The sequence below is a fragment of the Nocardioides sp. GCM10027114 genome (assembly GCF_042659625.1).
In the GTDB taxonomy this organism is placed as follows: Bacteria; Actinomycetota; Actinomycetes; order Propionibacteriales; family Nocardioidaceae; genus Nocardioides.
Map to the genome: position 1 here is coordinate 128823 of NZ_JBHSSS010000023.1, position 20201 is coordinate 149023.

The window sequence follows — 20201 nt, forward strand, 5'->3', positions numbered from 1 at the left end:
CCGGCCCGGGCTGGTCAGTCGCCGGCGGTATAGAGCGCGACCGTGTCGATGGCCTCGCCGGTCTGGTAGAGGTCTACCGTCAGCGGGCACGGCGGCCGCCGGCCACCGAGGGCGAGCGTGACCGCGAGCGCCTCGCGGCCCGCCAGCGCGGCGGGGACCGGGATGCCGCAGCGAGCGGTGGGCACCTCGCGCACGGCGAGCATCGAGGGCGTGCGGTAGAGGCCCGTGCCCGGCACCCGCGCCACCCGGCGCAGCGCCTCGTCGAGCTCCGTCAGCACGGAGGGGTCGCCCCAGCGGCCGGGGTCCCCGGCCTCGTCGGCCGTCAGCGTGACCGGCCCGGAGCCGTCGACCCGCACGTCCACCTCGCCGGCGAAGGGCGGAGGCGGCTCGCGACCCGCAGCGAAGCCGAGGAACTCCCAGGCGTCGAACCGGTCGGCGTACCGCGTCATGCAGGTGTAGTCGGCCGGTGACGCCGTGAGCAGGGTGACCGTGTCGCCCTCGGCCACCTCCGCACCGGTCGGCGGGTCGGTGCCGACGACCGTGCCGAGCGGGTCGCACGAGGGGGAGCGGCGCTCATCGACCTCGAGCCCCCGGTCGCGGAGGACCAGGCCGGCGCCGCCCACGTCGTACCCGTAGAGCGACGGGACCTGGTCGTCGGCGAGGACCGCCCCGTCGGGGACGTCGCCACCCACCGCGAGTGCCGCCATCCCGGCAACGGCCAGCGCCGCGGCCGCGAGGACGAGGACGCGGCGCCGTCCGGAGGTGGCGGGCTCCGCCAGCGGTGGCAGCCACGGGACCGTGACCGCGGCGCACGCGGCGAGCACCAGCTCACGGGCCTCGTCGTCGTCCCGGGCGGCGAGCGCCTCGAGCGCCGCCTGCTCGTGGGTCCGCACCTCCTCGAGGGGGAGGGCGAGGCCGTCGGCGACCACGGCCGGTGGCAGGTGGCCGAGGTGGGCGAGGACCGCCACCCGGCGCGGGTCCGGCGGCAGCAGCGCGAGCGCCCGTCGCGCCTCGGCCTCCCGGCCACGGCCCTCCGGGGCCCCTGCCTGATGGGGGATCGGAAGCATGGCCAGCGCGACGAGCACCACCGGGTCCGGGTCGGCCGAGCGCCGGATCCGGCGCGTCTGCGCCACGAGCACCCGGTCCGCGGCGGCGACCGCCTCCGCCTCGCGCAGCCCCAGCAGGACGGCCGCGCGCACCAGGGTGGGCCGTCGTGCCGCGACGTAGTCGTCGAAGTCCCTGCTCCCGGGGTCCCCGCCCACGGTACGGCGGGGGGTGGAGCGGCGCGGGTCGGCTGCCGGCCGGCAACGGGAACGGGGAGCACCCGACGCTGTGCGCCGGATGCTCCCCGCTGCGGAGCTCTCCCTGTCAGAGGTCGAAGAGCGACTCCGACTCCGAGATCTTCACGTCGGTCTTCGGCTGGTGGGCCGGACCGCTGGCCGGGGCTGGTGCGGGCTTCTCGGCCTCCGGGGTCGCCGCCTCGTCGGGCTCCGATGCCGGCTCCGCCTCGGGCTCAGGCTCGGCCGCGCCCTCGCGGTCCCGCTCGTCCCGCGCCGCCTCGGTGGCCGCCTGGGAGACGGCGGCGCCGTCGGGGGCGGCCTGGGTCTCGACGGGCTCGACCTCCGTGGGCTCGGGCTGAGCCTTCGGTGCTGCCGGCTCGGGGGCGGCGATGTCGAACAGCGAGCCGCTGGGGATCTCCTGGGCCGGCGCTGCGGGCTCGGGCTTGCTCTCGGCCTTCGGGGTCTCGACGGGCTCGACCGGCGTGGGCTCTGCCTTGGGCTCCGCCTTGGGCTCTGCCTTGGCCTCCGGCTCCGGGGCGGCGATGTCGAACAGCGAGCCGCTCGGGATCTCCTGGGCGGGCTCGGCCGCCGCGTCGGCCTTGGTCTCGACGGGCTCGACCTCCGTGGCTGCGGGGGTCTCGACGGGCTCGACCTCCGTGGGCTCGGGCTGGGCCTTGGTCTGCGGCTCCGGGGTGGCGATGTCGAACAGCGAGCCGGACGGGATCTCCTGGGCGGGCTCGGCCTTGGTCTCGACGGGCTCGACCGGCGTGGGCTCGGGCTTGCTCTCGGCCTTCGGGGCCTCGGGCTTGCTCTCGGCCTTCGGGGCCTCGGGCTCGGGGGCCGCGAGGTCGAAGAGCGAGCCGCCCGCAGCGGGCTCGGCCGGCGTGGGGGCCGACTCCGCCTTCGGAGCGGGCTCGTCGCCGCCGAGGTCGAACAGCGAGCCGCCGGACGCGGGCGCCTGCGTGGTCTCGACTGCCTCGGCCGGCGTGGGCTCTGCCTTGGCCGGCTCGGCCTCGGTGGTGCCGCCGAGGTCGAAGAGCGAGGAGCCGCCCGACGCCTTGGCCGCGGGCCCGACGTCCTCGGTCGCGGTGACGGTGTCCTCGGTCTGGGTGACGTCGCCGGCCTCGGGCTCGGCCTTCGTCTCCACCTCGGTGGCGGTCGCGGTGGCGGTCGCCGTACCGCCCGCGGCAGCCGCAGCAGCAGGCGCGGCGGCAGGGGCCGCGGCCGGCGCGGCCTTGGTGGCCGACTCGCCCTTCACCGACGCCAGCAGCATCTGCGCGACGTCGAGGACCTCGACCTCCTCGCGGGCCTCGCCCTTGGCCTGCTGGGCGGTGAGGCCGTCGGAGAGCATCACGCGGCAGAACGGGCAGCCGACGGCGATCTGGTCGGCGCCGGTCTCGACCGCCTCCTTGGTGCGGTTGAGGTTGATCCGCTCGCCGGTGTTCTCCTCCATCCACATCCGGGCGCCGCCGGCGCCGCAGCAGAAGGAGCGCTCGGAGTTGCGCGGCATCTCGGCGTACTCGGCGCCGGGCAGGATCTGCAGCAGCTCGCGCGGCGGCGAGTAGACCTGGTTGTGGCGGCCGAGGTAGCACGGGTCGTGGTAGGTGATCGAGCGCTTCGTGGCGCCCGCGCCGTTCGCCACCGGGGTCAGCTTGCCCTCGCGGACGAGCCGGTTGAGCAGCTGGGTGTGGTGGACGACCTCGAGCTCGATGCCGAAGTCCTTGTACTCGTTCTTGAGCGTGTTGAAGCAGTGGGCGCAGGTCGAGACGACCTTCTTGACCTTGTACTCCTTGAAGGTCTCGACGTTCTGCTGCGCGAGGCCCTGGAACACGAACTCGTTGCCGGCCCGGCGGGCGGGGTCACCGGTGCAGGTCTCGCCGTTGCCGAGGACGCCGAAGCTGACGCCGGCCATGTCGAGCAGCTCCGCGACCGCGCGGGTGGTCTTCTTGGCGCGGTCCTCGTAGGCGCCGGCGCAGCCGACCCAGAACAGCCAGTCGACCTCGTCGAGCGACTCGATGCCTCCGTGCTCAGGGTCGGCGCCGACGACCTTGACCTCGAAGTCGAGGCCCTTGGCCCAGTCGAGGCGCGCCGAGGGCGACATGTTCCACGGGTTGCCCTTGTTCTCCATGCCCTTGAAGAGCTGGTTGAGCTCGGCGGGGAAGTTGGACTCCACGAGGATCTGGTAGCGCCGCATGTCGACGATGTGGTCGACGTGCTCGATGTCGACGGGGCACTGCTGGACGCAGGCGCCGCACGAGGTGCAGGACCACAGCACCTCGGGGTCGATGACGCCGGCGCCGCTCTCGGGCATGTAGAACCAGTCGTCGCCGGTGTCGCCCACCAGCGGCCGCTCGGCCTCGCGGGTCAGCGTGTCGCTGCCCTCGAGCAGGGCGGCGCGGTCGCCCTCGGCGGCCTGGAGGTACGGCGCCTTGGCGTAGGCGTGGTCGCGCAGCGCGGTGATGAGCAGCTTCGGCGACAGCGGCTTCTCGGTGTTCCACGCCGGGCACTGCGACTGGCAGCGGCCGCACTCGGTGCAGGTGGTGAAGTCGAGGATGCCCTTCCAGCTGAACTCCTCGATGGCGCCGACGCCGAGCGTGGCGTCCTCGTCGAGGTCGTCGATGTCGTCCAGCGTGATCGCCTTGCCACCGGAGGTGAGCGGCTTCAGGGCACCGAGCGCCTGGCCGCCGCCGGACTCGCGCTTGAGGAAGATGTTGAAGAACGCCGAGAAGCGGTGCCACGCCACACCCATGGTGAGGTTGAGCGAGATCGTGATCATCCAGACGAACGAGATGACGATCTTGAGCATCGCCACGAGGTAGATCAGGTTGGCGATCGTGCCCGTCGACAGCCCGCCGAACAGCTCGCCGATCCAGGCGGTCATCGGGAAGTGGAAGACCGAGCCGTGGTCGTCGCCCTCCGCCGACAGCAGGGCGTACTCGAGGCCGCGCAGGGTGACGATGCACAGGCCGACGCCGAGGATGACCAGCTCGACGAAGTAGCCCTGCCACATGGTCGAGCCGAAGAACCGGCCGCGGGGGCCGCGCACCCGCTCCGAGGGGCGGTTCGCGCGGTAGGCGATGAAGCCGATGATCGCCGCGATCATCACCCAGGTGAAGAACTCGGTGACCCACTCGTAGAGGAAGAAGTCGCCGATCACCGGCAGGATGAAGTGGGCGTCGAAGAGCTGGCCGAACGCCGTCAGCAGGGTGAAGAACAGCAGCCCGAAGCCGATGAAGATGAACCAGTGGGCGGCGCCGACGACGGTCCACTGCAGCATGCGGGTGTGGCCGAGCGTCTCCTTGACCAGGGTGACCGCGCGGGCGCCGGGGTTGTCGGTGCGCGAGGCGGGCTGCCCGACCCGGACCACGCCGAGGATCTGGCTGATCGCCCTCACGAAGAGGGCGACCCCGACCACGGAGATCGCGAGCGAGACGACGATGGCGAGGGTCTGCATGGGGGGCGGCTCCCTGTCGGATGCGGTGCACTCAGGCGGCGAGCCGAGCCTAGGCGGATCTGTCGCTCCCAGGCAGGGCTGCACCGCGTGACAAGGATCCTACCCGCAGGTAACTTGCCGGGGCCGTCCGGTGGCACTCAGCCGACGATGGCGACGTTCTCCACCTCGGCGGCGCGAGCCTCCTCGCGGTGGGCGGCCACGGCCGCGCGCACCCCGTCCAGCGCCTCGGTCAGCCGGAGGACGCCCTCACGGATGCGGCGCTCGTGCTCGCGCTGCGCCTGGCGGGACGGTGTCTCCTCGGTCCAGGCGGCCGTCTGGGCGTTGACCTGGTCGAGGGTCGCGGAGACGCGGTCGGAGATCTCGGCCGTGGCCGATGCCAGCGCCTCCTCGATGGCCGTCAGGGCTCCCTGGTGGACGACGAGGCCGCGCGCGCTCACGAGACGCCTCCGCCGAGGCGCGAGGTCAGGCGGGCGTACGACGCCACCTGCCGCCCCTCGTTGGTCGCGTGCTCCGTTGCCGTCGTCGCCAGTGCCTGCGAGTAGCCCTCGAGGATCGGTCCGAGGGTGGCGGCCGCGTCGAACCAGGCGTCCAGTGCCTCGCCGAGACCTGTGGCTGCTTGGCCCCGGAAGCCGGTCGCCGCGACGGCGACGCCGTCGCTGAGCTCGGTGAGCACCCGGTTGAGCGGCTCGACCGCGGCCCGCACCGTGGCGGCGGCGTCGGCGAGCTCGCCGAGCTCGAGGCCGATGGAACCCTCGGACACGTGTCCCCCTCTCGTCGGCCTCCTCCTTCCCCGCCGGTGGGCCTCGGAAACGGGTTTGTCCGGCGGCGCCGCGGGGGAGAAGGACCGAGCCGGCTGCCGGATCGAAGGGGGACGCCGCCGTGCCGTCGTACGACTACGAGGTCGATCTGCAGAGCCTCGCCGCCGCCGCGTCCGGCCTCAACGACAGCGTGCAGCTCATGCGTGACCACGACGTCGAGGACCTCGTGCCGGGCGAGGCGGACCTGGGCAGCGCGGTCGTGTGGGCCGCGGTCGAGGAGTTCAGGAACCGCTGGGAGGAGGGGCTGAACAACCTCGTGCACGACGTCGAGGAGATGGCCGGGCGGCTGGGCCGGATCGCGATGAACTACCACGAGGCGGACCAGCGGGGCTACGAGTCGCTGCATGCGGTGGCGGGCCGGCTGGCCGACCTGCGCGTCATGGGGCCCTGACCGGTGCCCGACTTCACCATTCGCGGCAACCCCGCCGCGATCCGCAGCCGGGCAGCGAACACGCACGCCAAGGGCCGGCTCTTCTTCGAGACCGGCGCGGCGCTCGCGGCGATCTCGGTCGAGGGCTGGACCGGGCGGGCGGCCGACCACTTCCGGGAGGCCCACGACCTCGAGCCGGACCGCTGGACCGAGGCGGGCAACGGATTCGTCCGGGCCGGCACCGCGCTCGAGGTGTACGCCTCCGCCGTCGAGAACGCGCAGCGGGTCGCGGCGTGGGCGGAGGCCGAGTACGCCCGCGGCGAGCAGGTCACCCGCGACGCGCGGGCGGCGTACGACGTCGACGTCGCGGCTGCGCGGCAGCGGGTCGCCAACGCCGCGTCGCTCGGCCAGGTGATGACGCTGACCATCCTGCCGTTCGACGACCCGGGCGCTGCCGTGCGCGCGAACGCCGTCGCCGAGCTCGAGGCCGCCCGGTCCTCGCTCGAGACCGCGGCGCAGGCCTGCGCCGACGAGGTGCGCCGCGGCTGCGCCGCTGCCCCCGAGGAGCCGAACTGGCTCGAGTCCGGCCTGCGCTTCGTCGGCGGTGTTCTCGAGGGCGCCGGCGAGGCGCTGTGGGACCTGGCCACGCTGACGCCCTTCAGTGCCGTCAACATGGTGCGCGACCTGAGCTCGCTCGCCGCTGGCGACCTGACCGTCGAGGAGCTCCAGGCGAAGTACCGACTCTCGCTCGAGACCGCCCAGGGGATGGTGCAGGCGCTCCGGGACGACCCGGTCGCCTTCGGCAAGGAGCTCGGCAAGGGGCTGCTCGACTGGGACACCTGGGCCGACGACCCCGCACGCGCGATCGGCCACCTGGTCCCCGACGCGATCGCCGCGGCCGCCACCGCGGGCGCCGGCACGGTCGCGACCCGGGGCGCCGGCTCGATCGACGACCTCGCCGACGGCCTTCGGGCGGTCGACCGGGTGGCCGACGCGGGGGACCTGCGGCACCTCGACGACCTCGACGACCTCGACGGGCTCGACGGCACCCGGAGGCTCGACAACCTGCCCGACGACCTACGAGAGCTCGTCAACACGCCCGTCGACCAGCTCGACCCGGATCAGGTGGCGCGACTCGTCGCGGCCCGTGACGCGATCACGGTCGGCCCGGGGACGCCCATGCAGCGGGTCATCACTCCGGCCCAGGTCGAGGACTACCTCTCGGGATCGTCGGAGGATCCTTGGTTCCGGCCGAACGAGACGTTCGGATTCGCAGCACGCGCCGAGGACGTCGCGCACCTGCGCACGCCTCAGGAGCTCTTCGACGGGCTCGGCCTCGACTACGAGGGGACGCCGTACCGTGCCGACGGCGACCTATCCGGGCCGAACCAGGGCGGCACAGCGGTCACTGACATGCACGTGCTGAGATACGAGGCGACTCCCGGTGACGAGTTCATCGTCCCGCGCCACAGCTCCTTGGGAGGTGACGGCTCTCTCGACGCTCCTGCGGTGGATCCGGACAACCCCTTCACCGGGAACGGCTACACCAGTGGGGGCATCCCCGAGTTCCGCAACGACACACCGAGCAGGCTCGTGGAAGGATCTCAGATCTGGCGCATCGAGGCATCCGGGCGTCAGCAATTGGTGGCGGTCCTGAAGGACAACACGTGGGCGGCAGTGCCGTGAGGAGCAGCGACGTGCGGGAATCGGGGTTCTGGACCGTTCACAGCGGTCGCCGGCGGATGGTGGTGAGCCGCTTTGATGGTTCTACGGTCACCCTTCGCGACGAGGGCCGGGGGGCCGGTGAGTACGAGGTGCCCATAGAGGAAGTTGGAGCCATCGAGAAGGTCGTGACCACCGCCCGCTGGCGCGGCGGCTTGGTCACCATCGCCCGGGTGTTGGAGTCCGGACGTGTCGGGTTCTACTGCCACGACAGCGAGCTCGCACGCCGTGAGTCTCTGCGCGGGGACCAGTACTCGTCCTGGACAGGGACGGCACGCGCCGAAGAGCTGGAAGACGTGGAAGAGACAGTGACGGTCCTGCGTGAGGAGGGGGCCTCGTGACGGTTCTGGAGAAGCTGCTGGTGCCGGCGGCTGCGCAACGCATCGTCGACGGCGGCTTCGACGTGGTGGGAGGCCCGGTCGCACGGGCCGGGGACCTGCGCGGGCTCACCCCGGCGCAACGGGTCGCGGCGTACGGGCTCGAGGGGGCGCCTTTCCCGTTCGGCCCGGATCCCGACCACGTCGACGTGCTGCGCTTCGAGAGTGCGCCGCTGATGCTGCTGACGACCCCTGTCGACGGCGGTGAGCGACCCTGGCCGACCTACCCGTTGGGGTTCCTGCGGAACGCCGCTCCGGTCTGGGAGCTCGATCTCACGCGCCTGCCCGCCGGCGCGCAGTACGTGCGGGTCGGACGGGACGGCACCGAACGGGTCTTCTCCGAGTACGCCGGGGCGGCGCTCGGCTGGCGTGGCGGCAAGGGCTACCTCCCGCCGCTGTGGCTGGTCGGCCCGCGCGCCCGCTGGAACGGGCTCGACCTGCCCGCGTCGTACTCGGCGGACCTGACCGAGGCGGACCTGGTCTGGGTCGGCGACGAGGGGGTGCCCGACGGGTTCGAGCAGACCCGTCCGCGCATCCACGCACACCGCGTGGCCGTCGAGGACTGCGAGATGTTCGAGGTCGTGGTCGAGGCACGTTGGCGCGACGCGCCGGTGCGGGTCCTTCAGATGGCGGGCGACGAGGCGCTGCTGCTGCTGCTGCGCGACCCGGACCTCGACACGATCAACCGGCTCGGCGCCCAGGCAATCGAGCCGAGCCTCTTCCAGGCACTCGCCCCGCGCCACGAGGTCGAAGTCTTGGAGGGGATCGAGCGGACGGCGGCGCGGGGCTGACGGCTCTCCGCGTCAGACGGTCCGCACGCCGGTGACCCGGCCCCGCCGGTCGATGGCCACCTCGACGGTGGTCTCGGCGCCGCCGGAGGTCGCGCAGTAGGTGTAGGTCCCGCCGAGCCGGGTGAAGGGCTGGCCGATGGCGGTCAACAGCTGCCGGGTGGTCATGCCGGTCCGGACCCGGTCGCGCAGCTCCGCGGCGTCGAGCCGGAGGTCCGGGTTGCGGCACGGGTCGGGTGCGATGCCGTGGGCGCGCTCCCAGGTCTGGAGGTACGCCTCGGCGCCCCGGGCCATGTCCTCGACGATCGCGTCGCCGGCCACGGCGGGGTCGCCGTCGGCGGTGCTGTCGGCGAGGATCCGCAGGTCCTCGATCCAGTCCGGGTAGAGGCCGTACTGCGCGACGCCGTCGACGTTGATGTCGTAGACCCGCTCGCCGGCGCGCTGCCGGTGCACGGTGACGCCGCCGAGCCCCTCGAACGGATAGTTCACGGGGTTCGGCACGTCGGCGCCGCGCGGGTCTCCCTGTGCGCCCAGGCCGTTCATGTCGGCGCCGTACCCGAAGCCGAAGTAGAAGCGGTCGTCGGCCCAGCCGAGGTGCTTGCGCCACTTCTCGACGAAGCCGGCCGAGTCGCCGGCGTACGGCGCGACGTAGCCGCCGAGCTCGTAGATCCGCGGGTAGGCGTCCTCGGTGGCCCACGAGTGGCTGGACAGCACGCCGGAGTAGCCCATCGCCTCGAGCTGGTCGAGCGCCGCGTCGCGCGCCTTGACGCTCATGTGGTCGGGGTCGAAGAGCATGTGCCGCTGCGCGAGGCCGTCGATGACGTGCTGCCCCAGCGTGGTGAGGCCGCGCTGGTTGCAGTGGTCGGGCCGGCCGTAGACCGGCACGTCGGGCAGGTTGCCGGCCGCGAACAGTTGGGCGATCGCGCCGAAGAGCGCGTCCTGCTGGTCGGCGGAGATCTCCGGGGCGGCGTGCTGGTTGCGGTCGTGGGCGTCGGGGTGCTCCGGCTCGCAGTGCTCCATGTCCCAGTAGGAGCCGGTCTCGAGGAAGTTGGCGCTGTTGACGGCGACGCCGGTCTCGCCGGTGTCGCCGGCCACGCCGGACAGTGCGTTGTCGAACTTGTTGACCAGCTCCATCTGCCGCACGCCGAGGTCGTGCACCTCGTCGAGCTGCCGGTCGATGTCCTCGGTCGTGCAGGCCGGCACGTCGCCGCCGGGCAGGTTCTTGAAGGTGCAGCCGAAGGGGACGCTGGTCTCGATCCCCATGACGATCGCCATCTTGCCGGCGTTGATGACCCGGCGGGCCTCCCACGGGTTGCGCACGATGCGGTACCAGCCGCGGCCGGGGCCACCCCACTGCGCGTCGATGTAGTCCTGGAGCTCGTACATCCGCTGCGCCTGCAGCCGGATCGAGTCCATGTCGTCGCAGGAGTTGCGCTTGAGCGGGTAGAGCTCGCACAGCTTGTTGTTCTCGACGAGCAGGTTGACGAAGAGCCGCTGTCCGCCGCGCCACGACCGCTCCATCCAGCGGTAGTAGGTGCCCTCGTGGGTCAGCGAGTTGGGTGCGGGCCAGTCCTTGAAGGTCGGCCAGCCGACGGGGTCGTGGGTCGGCTCGCCGGACAGCACGGCCTCGAGCGCGGCGCCCTTGCCGTCGGTGAGGGTGTGGTCGTCGCAGTCGACCAGGGCGTACGGCGCGCCGTACTCGTGCCACGGCCGGCCGCAGTGGACCTCGCCCCCGAGGAACTCGAACGCCATGCCGTGGGTGTGGGCGTCGACGAAGCCGCGGACCTCCTGCGTCGGAGAGACGCCGGCGAACGGCGCGCCGGTGATGTCGACCTGCGACTCCGGGTAGTCCGTGCAGCCGTCGGTCCCGACGAAGCGGACCGGGTCCGGTCGCGGGCCGACCCGCAGCCCGCCGTCGGCGGCGCGAGCGAGGAAGCCGTCGTCGACCCGCAGCGCGAAGCCGCCGCGGAGCCGGCGCACGGTCCACTCCGTCGACCCGCCCGGCTCGGCGGCCAGGGAGACCGATGAGTCGCTGCCGGCGAGGAGATCGGTGGCCGTGCCGTGCAGCAGGTAGGTGCCGAGCGTCGTGGGCTTGAGGAAGAAGGGCTCGGCCGCGGACTGCCGGGCAGTGGAGCGAAGCCCGTCGTCGCCGCGGGCGACCCACGCGCCGTCGACCGCGACGGCGTAGCAGCCGTTGGCCATGGCGTAGCGGTTCCCCGGACGGGCGGGGGCGCGGTAGCCGGCGCTGGTCGTCGTCAGCTCCGGGTCGGGCGTGGCCCGGCCGGCCGCCACCGCGGCGGTGCTGGCGGCCCGCTCCTCGGGAGTGGTGGGGTCCTGCGCCGCGGGGGAGTCCTCGCCCGAGCGGGACAGGGCGTTCTTGGTCGCCGGGTCCCCGTGGTCATGCCCGTGCCCGTCGTGGTCGTGGCCGTCGGGGCCGTCGGGAGCGAGGTCCCCGCCGGGGACGGCGCCCAGGTCGCGGGAGGCCTCGAAGGAGCCGCGGGCCGAGCCGGTCCGGTCCCCGGAGGCGGGGAGCTGGAGCGCGGTGGCGACGACGGCGGTGGCGATCGCGCCGACGGCGGCTGCTCGAAGGGCGGCGGGGCGGACGGCGGCGGGGCGGTGGGGCACGACGGACCTCCGAGTGGTCCTGCGACGGGTGGTGGAGCCGGACGTGGGCTCAACGACGCGTCCCCGTCGAGGTCACTCGCCCGGCGGTGCCTGCATCCGGCCCCCGCCGATCCGCGCGGTGAGTGCCGCCGCGGCCCGGAGCACGGCCTCGGCCAGCGGCTCCGGCTCCCCGTCGCCGACGGGGTAGGTGACGGCGAGGCCCGCGACCGGGTGGCCGTTGTGGTCCAGCACCGGCGCCGCCACGCTCGCGAAGCCCGGCGTCACCTCGCCCTCCTCGGTCGCCCAGCCGCGGGCGCGGGTCTCCGAGAGCACCGCGCGCAGCTCGGTCAGCGAGCGCGGCCCGAGTCCGTGGCGGTCGACGAAGGCGGTCCGGTCGGGGTAGAGCGCCCGGACCTGCGCGGCCGGCAGCGCCGCCAGCACCGCCCGGCCGCTGGCGGTCAGGTGCGCCGGCAGCCGCACGCCGACGTCGGTGACCAGCGGCGGCCGGCCGGGAGCCCGCTCCTCGACCACGTAGAGCACGTCGCGCCCGTGCAGCACCGCCAGGTGGGCGCTCTGCCGGGTCCGGTCGACGAGCGAGGCGAGCAGTCGTCGCGAGATCCGCTGCAGCGGCTCCTGCCGCGAGTAGCCGCTGCCCACCTCGAAGGCCGCGACGCCGAGGCCGTAGCGGTGCTCCTCGGCGAGGTGCACCACGAAGCCCTCCTCGACCATCGTGCCGAGCAGGTGGTACGCCGTGCTGCGCGGCAGGTCGCAGGCCCGCATGATCCGGTCCAGCGGCACGGGGTCGGGCTGGCTGGCGAGGAAGCGCAGCACCCGCAGCGTGCGGGTGGCCGCCGGCACCCGGCTCATGCCGGTCCCCGACCCGTGGCGCGGAGGTCGCGCTCGGCCAGCGCCGGCTCGGCGACGAGCCGGTAGCCGAGTCGACGGTTCACCGCGACCATCGGGAGGTTCTCCTGGTCGTTGCCGGTGAACGCCGTCTCGATCCCCGCGGCTGCCGCGGCGCGGAGGGCGTGCTGCTTGAGCACCAGCGAGAGGCCGCGGCCCCGGTACGACGGCAGGGTGCCGGTCATGTCCGACCAGGCGCGGGTCCCGGCAGCCCCGAGCAGGGTGTAGGCGACGGGCTCGCCGTCGACGACCGCGACCCGGCCCAGGTCGGGGCGGGCGCGTGGGTCGTCCCAGCCGGCCCGCCACTCGTCGTACGGCTGGGGTCGGGTGAGGCCGGAGGGGTCGTCGGCGGCGACCTGCTGGTGCAGCGCCCAGATCGCGCGCGGCCCGACGTCCGCGACCGGACGCACCTCGACCCCTTCGGGGGTCGGGCCGGGTGCGGCGACGGTGCGAGGGTCGAGCGCGACCTTCTGGAGCCGTCGGGTGAGTCGGTAGCCCCGCCGCTGCGCGAAGGCCCCGCTGTCGTCGTCGTCCTCCACGACGGTGGTCGCCCGCGCTGTGCCCAGCCCGGCGAACCGGGACTCGAGGCGGCGCAGCAGCTCCCCCCCGACGCCCCGACGGCGGGTCGCCGGGTCGGTCCACACGTCGACGTCGGCCTGCTCGCCGTGCGGTCGCAGGGCGGCGACGCCCATCACCCGCCCGCCGACCTCGGCGACCAGCCGGGTGGTGCCCTCAGGGTCGTGGGCCATCTCGTGGCGCTCGGAGGCCGCGTCCACGACCAGGGTCGGCGACGCGGCCGCGACCACGGCGGCCCAGGCAGCGGCGTCGTCGAGCGTGGCGGGGCGGACCTGGATCACTGCGGCAGCGTAGACCGGGTGCGCGCCGACCCGGGGTCCGGGACGAACGCCGACGCCCCGCCCCCGACCGAGGTCGGGAGCGGGGCGTCGCGGGTGTCAGCCGGGTGGCGCCGGCCGGCGTCCCGGACCGGTCAGCCGGCCGGGCGGATCGCCAGGTCGGCGGAGCCGATGTTGAGGACCGCCTTCTGGGCGCCCAGCTGGTCGAGCAGGGTGATGCGCAGGGCGATGACCTCGGCGCCGTACTTCGTCTCGCGGACGATGGCGCGCTCCAGCTTGGCCACACCCGGGATCTCGAGGACGTTCTCCTCGGCCGGGAACTCGCGCTCCTCGCCGTTGACGACGACCGAGCCGACCTCGGTGGTGATGTCGCGGGTCAGCTTGCGGCCCTGGCGGCTCACCTTCACCTTCCCCAGGACGTCGCGGATGATGACCTCGGCGTCGTTGAGCTCGATGATGCCGACCTTGCCCAGCTCGAAGCCGGTGGCCCGACGGGCGAACTGGGTGCCCTTCTCGCGGCTGGTCAGGTTGCGCAGCGTGACGCGGTCGCCGAGGTTGACGTAGGCGAGGCTCTTGACGCGCTCCTGGCCGTCGGTGCCGGCGCAGGGCATCAGCACGAGCGGGTTGCGGCCCATCTGCAGGTTGCCGTCGAGGGCCTTGGAGTTGGCGGCGTAGGCGGTGCCGCTCAGCAGGCCGGACTCGACGCCGCGCTCGATGGTGGCGCGGGTGTGCGCGACCCGGACGGTGGTGCCGCTGGCAAGCTCGATCTTGACGCCGTCGGCGAAGGCCTTGGCGCCGTCGGCGCTCTTCGGGGTGGTGCCGGCGCCGACGGTGATCGTCGCGACGCCCGGGATCTCCAGCGGCTGGCCGGGCGTCGGGACCTCGAGCTGCTGCGGGTCGCCGGCGGCCGGGATGAGCGCCACGCTGCCGATGGTGGTCGTCACCGTCGAGTCGAAGCCGTCGGCGCCGTGGAAGGCCTTGGCCTTGGACGTGATGGCCTTGAGCTCGATCTTGCCGGGCTCGGCGCCGAGCACGAGCCGCTCGACGCTGGCCGTGGCGACGTTCGAGGTCACGCCCTTGCGCTGGGTGGTCCGCAGCTTGCTGACGACCTGCTCGGCGGAGCCGGTGTCGGGGAGCGTCGCGGCGGTGACGTTGTTGCCCTTGCGGATGCCGGCGTCGTTGGTGCAGCCCATGCCGACGAAGGCGGAGGTGTCGGAGTCGGCGGGCACCTCGCCGCCGGAGAGCTTGGTGCCGTAGGCGGAGCCCTTGAAGGCGAAGCTCGTCGGCTTGCGGTCCTTGGACTTGGCGGCGGCGGTGGTGGTCGTGGCCGGCACGGTGAGCGTGGCGGCGAGAGCGGCGACCATCAGGCCGCTGGCGAGCTTCTTCAAGTGTCCCCCCCGGGGCGATTGGGCTGGGCACCGAGCGACCACCCCCTAGGCGGCCGGTGCCCTGCTGTGTGCTACTGGCTGGTTACCCCGGAGGAACTTACCCAAACCTGGGGAAGTTACGTCTCATATCCGAGACGTAGGTCACACGAGCTCCGGTGTGTGGTCCAGTCCCCCGGGGTTGGATGGCGTCATGCAGCACTCAGCCTCCCCCGCCGGAACGAGCGCGACGGCCACCGTCCCGGTCGGTCCCGGACCCGTCTCGTTCGCCGACGTCGTCGCCGTGGCCCGTCACGGCGCGGCCGTCGAGCTCACCCCCGCCGCCGAGTCGGCCATCGCCCGGTCACGGGCCGTCGTCGACGAGCTCGCCGCCGCCGCAACGCCGGCGTACGGCATCTCGACCGGCTTCGGCGCCCTCGCCACCCGGCACATCCCCACCGACCTGCGCGCCCAGCTGCAGCGCTCGCTGGTGCGCTCGCACGCCGCCGGGTCCGGACCGGAGGTGGAGCGCGAGGTGGTCCGCGCCCTCATGCTGCTCCGCCTCTCGACCCTCGCGACCGGCCACACCGGTGTCCGCCCCGAGACGGCACGGCTCCTCACCGGGCTGCTCAGCCACGGCATCACGCCGGTGGTCCACGAGTACGGCTCGCTCGGCTGCTCGGGCGACCTGGCCCCGCTGTCGCACTGCGCCCTGGCGCTCATGGGCGAGGGCGAGGTCCGCGACGCCGACGGCGTACGACGGCCGGCTGCCGAGGCGCTGGCGGCGGCGGGCCTGGCCCCGGTCGAGCTGGCGGCGAAGGAGGGCCTCGCGCTCATCAACGGCACCGACGGCATGCTCGGCATGCTGGTGCTCGCCATCGAGGACCTGCGGCTGCTGCTCCGGACCGCCGACGTCGCGGCCGCCATGTCCGTCGAGGCCCAGCTCGGCACCGACCGGGTCTTCGCCCCCGAGCTGCAGGCGATCCGGCCCCACCCCGGGCAGGCGTTGTCGGCCGCCAACCTGGTCCGGCTCCTGGCCGACTCCGGCGTGGTCGCCTCCCACCGCGGCCCCGACTGCAACCGGGTGCAGGACGCCTACTCGCTGCGCTGCTCGCCGCAGGTGCACGGCGCCGCCCGCGACACCGTCGAGCACGCCGCGACCGTCGCGGGCCGCGAGCTCGCCTCCGCTGTGGACAACCCGGTCGTGCTGCCGGACGAGCGCCGGGTGGAGTCGAACGGCAACTTCCACGGCGCCCCGGTCGCCTACGTGCTCGACTTCCTCGCCATCGTCGCCGCCGACGTCGCCTCGATCAGCGAGCGGCGTACCGACCGCTTCCTCGACAAGGCCCGCAACCACGGCCTCCCGCCGTTCCTCGCCGACGACCCCGGCGTGGACAGCGGCCACATGATCGCCCAGTACACCCAGGCGGCGATCGTCTCGGAGCTCAAGCGGCTGGCGGTGCCCGCGTCCGTCGACTCGATCCCGTCCTCGGCGATGCAGGAGGACCACGTCTCGATGGGCTGGTCGGCCGCCCGCAAGCTGCGCCGCTCCGTCGACGGCCTCGCCCGCGTGGTCGCCGTCGAGGTGCTCACCGCCGCCCGGGCGCTCGACCTGCGGGCCCCGCTGGACCCGTCCCCGGCCACCGCCGCCGTGGTCCGGCTGCTCCGCGAGGCCGGCGTCGCCGGCCCCGGCCCCGACCGCCACCTCGCGCCCGAGATCGAGTCCGCCGTCCGGCTGGTCGGCTCGGGCGCCGTCCTCCACGCCGTCCAGTCCGTGATCGGAGACCTCGCATGACCCAGCCGAACCAGTCCTCGGGCCAGTCCTCGAACCCCCGCCTGCCCATCCACGCGCCGCACGGGAGCGAGCTGTCGGCGAAGTCCTGGCAGACCGAGGCGCCGCTGCGGATGCTCATGAACAACCTCGACCCGGAGAACGCCGAGCGGCCGGAGGACCTGGTCGTCTACGGCGGCACCGGCAAGGCGGCGCGCAGCTGGGAGGCGTACGACGCCCTCGTGCGGACGCTGCGCGACCTCGAGCCGGACGAGACGCTGCTCGTCCAGTCCGGCAAGCCGGTCGGCGTGATGCGCACCCATGAGTGGGCGCCGCGCGTCCTCATCGCCAACTCCAACCTCGTCGGCGACTGGGCCAACTGGGAGGAGTTCCGGCGGCTCGAGGACCTCGGGCTGACGATGTACGGCCAGATGACCGCCGGGTCGTGGATCTACATCGGCACCCAGGGGATCCTCCAGGGCACCTTCGAGACGTTCGCCGCCGTGGCCGAGAAGATCTCGACCGGCTCGGTCACCGGGGCGGGCGGCAGCCTCGCCGGGACCATCACCCTCACCGCAGGCCTCGGCGGGATGGGCGGGGCCCAGCCGCTGGCCGTGACCATGAACGACGGCGTCGCGATCTGCATCGAGTGCGACCCGTCGCGCATCCAGCGGCGCCTCGACCACCGCTACCTCGACGTGCAGGCCGACTCGCTCGACCACGCGCTCGAGCTCGCGGTCCAGGCCCGCGACGCCCGCCGGCCGCTGTCGATCGGCGTCCTCGGCAACGCCGCCGAGATGGTCCCGGCGCTGCTGGAGATGGACGCGCCGATCGACATCGTCACCGACCAGACCTCGGCCCACGACCCGCTGTTCTACCTGCCGGTCGGGGTGCCCTTCGAGGAGTGGCAGGCGCAGCGCGAGGCCGACCCGGTCGGCTTCACCAAGCGTGCCCAGGAGTCGATGGCCGCCCACGTGCGCGCCATGGTCGGCTTCCTCGACCGCGGCGCCGAGGTCTTCGACTACGGCAACTCGATCCGGGACGAGGCGCGCAAGGGCGGCTTCGACCGCGCCTTCGACTTCCCCGGCTTCGTGCCGGCGTACATCCGGCCGCTGTTCTGCGAGGGCAAGGGGCCGTTCCGCTGGGCCGCGCTGTCGGGCGACCCGGCTGACATCGCCGCCACCGACCGCGCCATCCTCGAGCTCTTCCCCGACGACGAGCGGCTGCGGAAGTGGATCACCATGGCCGGCGAGCGGGTGCACTTCCAGGGCCTGCCCGCCCGCATCTGCTGGCTCGGGTACGGCGAGCGGCACCGCGCCGGGCTGAGGTTCAACGAGATGGTGGCCTCCGGTGAGCTCAAGGCCCCGATCGTGATCGGACGCGACCACCTCGACTGCGGCTCGGTGGCCTCCCCCTACCGGGAGACCGAGGGCATGCTCGACGGCTCGGACGCCATCGCCGACTGGGCGCTGCTCAACGCCCTCGTCAACACCGCGTCGGGTGCGACCTGGGTCTCGATCCACCACGGCGGCGGCGTCGGGATGGGCCGCTCGATCCACGCCGGCCAGGTCTGCGTCGCCGACGGCACCGAGCTGGCCGCGCAGAAGATCGAGCGGGTGCTCACCAACGACCCGGGCATGGGCGTGGTTCGCCACGTCGACGCGGGCTACGACCGCGCGGTCGAGGTGGCCGCGGAGCGCGGCGTACGCATCCCGATGCAGGAGGGCTGAGCAGAACCCGACAGAATCCCCCGGTGACTCAGGGGGCCGTGGGACAGAGCGAGATCCGACCGCCGGCGAAGGTGCCGGAGCGACTGACCCGGCGGGGCGTCCCGGTCGACCCGACGCTGCGGGTGCTGGCGCTCGGCACCTTCGTCAACCGCGCCGGCACCGGCGCGGCCGTCACGACCTTCGCGCTCTTCTTCACCCAGGAGGTCGGGCTCGCCGCCGCCGAGGTCGGGCTGGTGCTGTCGGTGGCCGCGCTGGTCGCGATGGCCGGGCAGGTGCCGCTGGGCCACCTCGGCGACACCCGGGGGCCGCGCGAGACGATGCGCGCCCTCACCCTGGCCGCCGGCGTGGTGCTGCTCGGGCTGCTGGTGGCCCGGTCGTTCTGGGCGGTGCTGGCCGTGATGTCGCTGGCCACCCTGCTGATGGTGGGCAACGGAGCCGTCCGCAACGGCTACATCGCACGGATCGCCACCGGCGGCCGCGGCGTCCAGTTCAAGGCGTACCTGCGGGCGGTCACCAACGTCGCCATGAGCCTGGGCGCCGCGCTCGGCGGCCTCGCGCTGCTCATCGACGCGACCTGGGCCTACCTCGCCGTCTTCGCCGTCGACGGCGTTGCCACCATCGCCACCGGGTTCATCTGCTCGCGGCTCCCGCACCTGCCGCCGTCGCCGGCGCGGGCAGCGGGGGAGCCCCGTCTGGCCGTGCTGCGGGACCGCCCCTTCGTGGCGGTCACGGTCCTCAACGGCCTGGTCGCGATGCACTTCGTCGTCATGGAGCTCGGCATCCCGCTGTGGATCGCCGCGCACACCGAGGCGCCGAAGTCGATGGTCGCGGTGCTGCTGGTGCTCAACACCGTGGCCGTCGCGGCCTTCCAGGTCAGGCTGACCCGCGGTGTCGACGACGTCCCCGCCTCGGCACGGGCGATGGTCGTGGGCTGCGCCTGGATCGCCGCGGGCTTCGTGATCGTCTCGTTCAGCGCCGGCACCACCGCCGCCGTCGCCGTGGTGATGCTGCTGCTCGGCGCGACCGTCCACGTCGTCGGGGAGATGATCTCCAGCGGCGGCCAGTGGGGGATCTCGATGGGCCTCGCGCCCGACGCCCGGCAGGGCCAGTACCAGGGCTTCGCCGGGCTCGGCTTCTCGCTCTCCAACGTGGTGGCGCCGACCCTGATCGCGCTGCTGTGCATCGAGTGGGGCCGGCCCGGCTGGTGGGTGATGGCGGCGCTGGTCCTCGGTGCCGGGCTGCTCCAGGTGCCCGTCTGCCGCTGGGCGCTGCGCACCCGCTGACACGCCGGCAGGCCCTCGCGACGGGCGCGGTCAGGCGTACGTCGGTAGGCGGCGCCGCGCCTCCCCGGGCCGGGCGCCGATCGCGGTCACCGCGCCCATCCGGTTGCTGACGCCGAGCTTGCGGTAGCAGTGCTCGAGGTGCTTGCGCACGGTGCTCGTCGTCACCGAGAGCCGGGCCGCGATGTCGGCGTTGCTGAGGCCCGTCGCCACGAGCGCCAGCACCCGCCACTCCGCCTCGGTCAGGCCATCGGCGTCGCCGGGCGCGCACCGGGGCCGGACCAACCGGTGCAGCGCGGGCGCGACCAGTCGCAGCAGCGTGGCGTCCCGCTCCTGGAAGCGACGGTGGGAGCGGTCGAGCCACACGTCGACGGCGTGCCCGTCGTCGGCCCGGAACGCGAGGTGGAGCGAGTCCGCCGGCGCCGTCTCGCGACGGGCGGGTCGACCCGGCAGGCTGACGAACGCGAGGAGGGCGCCGTCGAGGTCGTGGCGCTCGACGCGCAGCGCGTCACAGGCGACGAGGCGGGCCAGCACCACGAGGACGGAGCGGTCGGGCAGCGGCCGGCCGGGCAGGGGCTCGGCGCGCACCAGCAAGGAGACCGCTGCCTGCTCCCGGGGTGTGAGGACGAGATCAGGCACGGGTCCTCCCTCCTCCGGCCGCGCACCACGCTAGCCACGCGCGAGGGCGGCGTACATGGTCAGGACGGGGTGGGCGGGGTGGGTTGGTCACCTCGGACCAGTGGGGTGGGGGAGCGCGTACCCCATCGGTGCTCGCGTCCGTGTCCGGAAATGACTCGACGGCCGCCGCGCGGGTGCGCGGCGGCCGTCGAGATCGGGTCCGTCGTCTGGTCGTTACCAGACCCGGCGGCTCGAGCCGCCGATCGGG

16 protein-coding genes are annotated in these 20201 nt (G+C 73.6%); 7 read left to right on the plus strand and 9 right to left on the minus strand.

Annotated features, from left to right (window positions below):
- Positions 1–14: 14 nt before the first annotated feature.
- The 4 genes from ACFP2E_RS11910 to ACFP2E_RS11925 form a co-directional block, all read right to left on the minus strand.
- Complete coding sequence (locus ACFP2E_RS11910; RefSeq protein ID WP_378522807.1) at positions 15–1262, minus strand: PASTA domain-containing protein; 1248 nt, start codon at positions 1260–1262, stop codon at positions 15–17.
- A 106-nt stretch (positions 1263–1368) separates the two neighbouring features.
- The gene (locus ACFP2E_RS11915; protein WP_378522806.1) at positions 1369–4734 is read right to left on the minus strand and encodes a heterodisulfide reductase-related iron-sulfur binding cluster; all 3366 of its coding nucleotides are present in this window, start codon (positions 4732–4734) and stop codon (positions 1369–1371) included.
- A 137-nt stretch (positions 4735–4871) separates the two neighbouring features.
- Positions 4872–5171 carry a hypothetical protein gene (locus tag ACFP2E_RS11920; RefSeq protein WP_378522805.1) on the minus strand — a complete coding sequence of 100 codons (300 nt, stop codon included), beginning with the start codon at positions 5169–5171 and terminating at the stop codon, positions 4872–4874.
- On the minus strand, positions 5168–5494 hold the full coding sequence (locus ACFP2E_RS11925; protein ID WP_378522804.1) for a WXG100 family type VII secretion target: 327 nt from the start codon (positions 5492–5494) through the stop codon (positions 5168–5170). The genes ACFP2E_RS11920 and ACFP2E_RS11925 overlap by 4 nt, the downstream gene beginning before the upstream one ends.
- 119 nt (positions 5495–5613) lie before the next feature.
- Here ACFP2E_RS11925 and ACFP2E_RS11930 point away from each other — a divergent pair, with 119 nt between their 5' ends.
- The 4 genes from ACFP2E_RS11930 to ACFP2E_RS11945 are packed head-to-tail and all read left to right on the plus strand — an operon-like array spanning position 5614 to position 8812.
- Entirely contained in the window at positions 5614–5943 is a 330-nt protein-coding gene (locus tag ACFP2E_RS11930) for a WXG100 family type VII secretion target (RefSeq protein ID WP_378522803.1), read from the plus strand.
- Between the two features lie 3 nt (positions 5944–5946).
- Positions 5947–7608: a putative T7SS-secreted protein gene (locus ACFP2E_RS11935; protein WP_378522802.1), complete on the plus strand. Its 1662-nt coding sequence runs from the start codon at positions 5947–5949 to the stop codon at positions 7606–7608.
- Positions 7590–7985 (plus strand): hypothetical protein, encoded by a 396-nt coding sequence (locus tag ACFP2E_RS11940; protein WP_378539340.1) that lies wholly within the window; start codon positions 7590–7592, stop codon positions 7983–7985. The genes ACFP2E_RS11935 and ACFP2E_RS11940 overlap by 19 nt, the downstream gene beginning before the upstream one ends.
- Positions 7982–8812 (plus strand): hypothetical protein, encoded by an 831-nt coding sequence (locus tag ACFP2E_RS11945; protein ID WP_378522800.1) that lies wholly within the window; start codon positions 7982–7984, stop codon positions 8810–8812. Before ACFP2E_RS11940 ends, ACFP2E_RS11945 begins: the two co-directional genes overlap by 4 nt.
- Before the next feature lie 12 nt (positions 8813–8824).
- Here the strand turns inward: ACFP2E_RS11945 and ACFP2E_RS11950 are convergent, their stop codons facing one another.
- The 4 genes from ACFP2E_RS11950 to ACFP2E_RS11965 all read right to left on the minus strand — a co-directional run bounded on the left by ACFP2E_RS11950 (position 8825) and on the right by ACFP2E_RS11965 (position 14558).
- Positions 8825–11434 carry a hypothetical protein gene (locus tag ACFP2E_RS11950; protein WP_378522799.1) on the minus strand — a complete coding sequence of 870 codons (2610 nt, stop codon included), beginning with the start codon at positions 11432–11434 and terminating at the stop codon, positions 8825–8827.
- Positions 11435–11506: 72 nt separating this feature from the next.
- Positions 11507–12280, minus strand: coding sequence for an IclR family transcriptional regulator (locus ACFP2E_RS11955; RefSeq protein WP_378522798.1), 774 nt, complete (start codon positions 12278–12280; stop codon positions 11507–11509).
- Entirely contained in the window at positions 12277–13173 is an 897-nt protein-coding gene (locus tag ACFP2E_RS11960) for a GNAT family N-acetyltransferase (RefSeq protein WP_378522797.1), read from the minus strand. Before ACFP2E_RS11960 ends, ACFP2E_RS11955 begins: the two co-directional genes overlap by 4 nt.
- A gap of 131 nt (positions 13174–13304) precedes the next feature.
- The gene (locus ACFP2E_RS11965) at positions 13305–14558 is read right to left on the minus strand and encodes a choice-of-anchor P family protein (RefSeq protein ID WP_378522796.1); all 1254 of its coding nucleotides are present in this window, start codon (positions 14556–14558) and stop codon (positions 13305–13307) included.
- 190 nt (positions 14559–14748) lie between these two features.
- Between ACFP2E_RS11965 and hutH the strand changes: the two genes are divergently transcribed.
- The 3 genes from hutH to ACFP2E_RS11980 are packed head-to-tail and all read left to right on the plus strand — an operon-like array spanning position 14749 to position 19318.
- On the plus strand, positions 14749–16329 hold the full coding sequence (gene hutH / locus ACFP2E_RS11970) for a histidine ammonia-lyase (protein WP_378522795.1): 1581 nt from the start codon (positions 14749–14751) through the stop codon (positions 16327–16329).
- Positions 16326–18035, plus strand: coding sequence for a urocanate hydratase (hutU, locus tag ACFP2E_RS11975; protein ID WP_378522794.1), 1710 nt, complete (start codon positions 16326–16328; stop codon positions 18033–18035). The genes hutH and hutU overlap by 4 nt, the downstream gene beginning before the upstream one ends.
- Before the next feature lie 23 nt (positions 18036–18058).
- Positions 18059–19318, plus strand: coding sequence for an MFS transporter (locus tag ACFP2E_RS11980; RefSeq protein ID WP_378522793.1), 1260 nt, complete (start codon positions 18059–18061; stop codon positions 19316–19318).
- 30 nt (positions 19319–19348) lie between these two features.
- Here the strand turns inward: ACFP2E_RS11980 and ACFP2E_RS11985 are convergent, their stop codons facing one another.
- Positions 19349–19954 (minus strand): LuxR C-terminal-related transcriptional regulator, encoded by a 606-nt coding sequence (locus tag ACFP2E_RS11985; protein ID WP_378522792.1) that lies wholly within the window; start codon positions 19952–19954, stop codon positions 19349–19351.
- Between the last annotated feature and the right edge of the window lie 247 nt (positions 19955–20201).

What these genes read in the sequence shown, in the direction of transcription:
- ACFP2E_RS11915 (WP_378522806.1), bottom strand. Translation starts at nt 4,734, where the DNA reads ATGCAGACCCTCGCCATCGTCGTCTCGCTCGCGATCTCCGTGGTCGGG.
- ACFP2E_RS11955 (WP_378522798.1), bottom strand. Translation starts at nt 12,280, where the DNA reads ATGAGCCGGGTGCCGGCGGCCACCCGCACGCTGCGGGTGCTGCGCTTC.
- hutH (WP_378522795.1), top strand. Translation starts at nt 14,749, where the DNA reads ATGCAGCACTCAGCCTCCCCCGCCGGAACGAGCGCGACGGCCACCGTC.
- hutU (WP_378522794.1), top strand. Translation starts at nt 16,326, where the DNA reads ATGACCCAGCCGAACCAGTCCTCGGGCCAGTCCTCGAACCCCCGCCTG.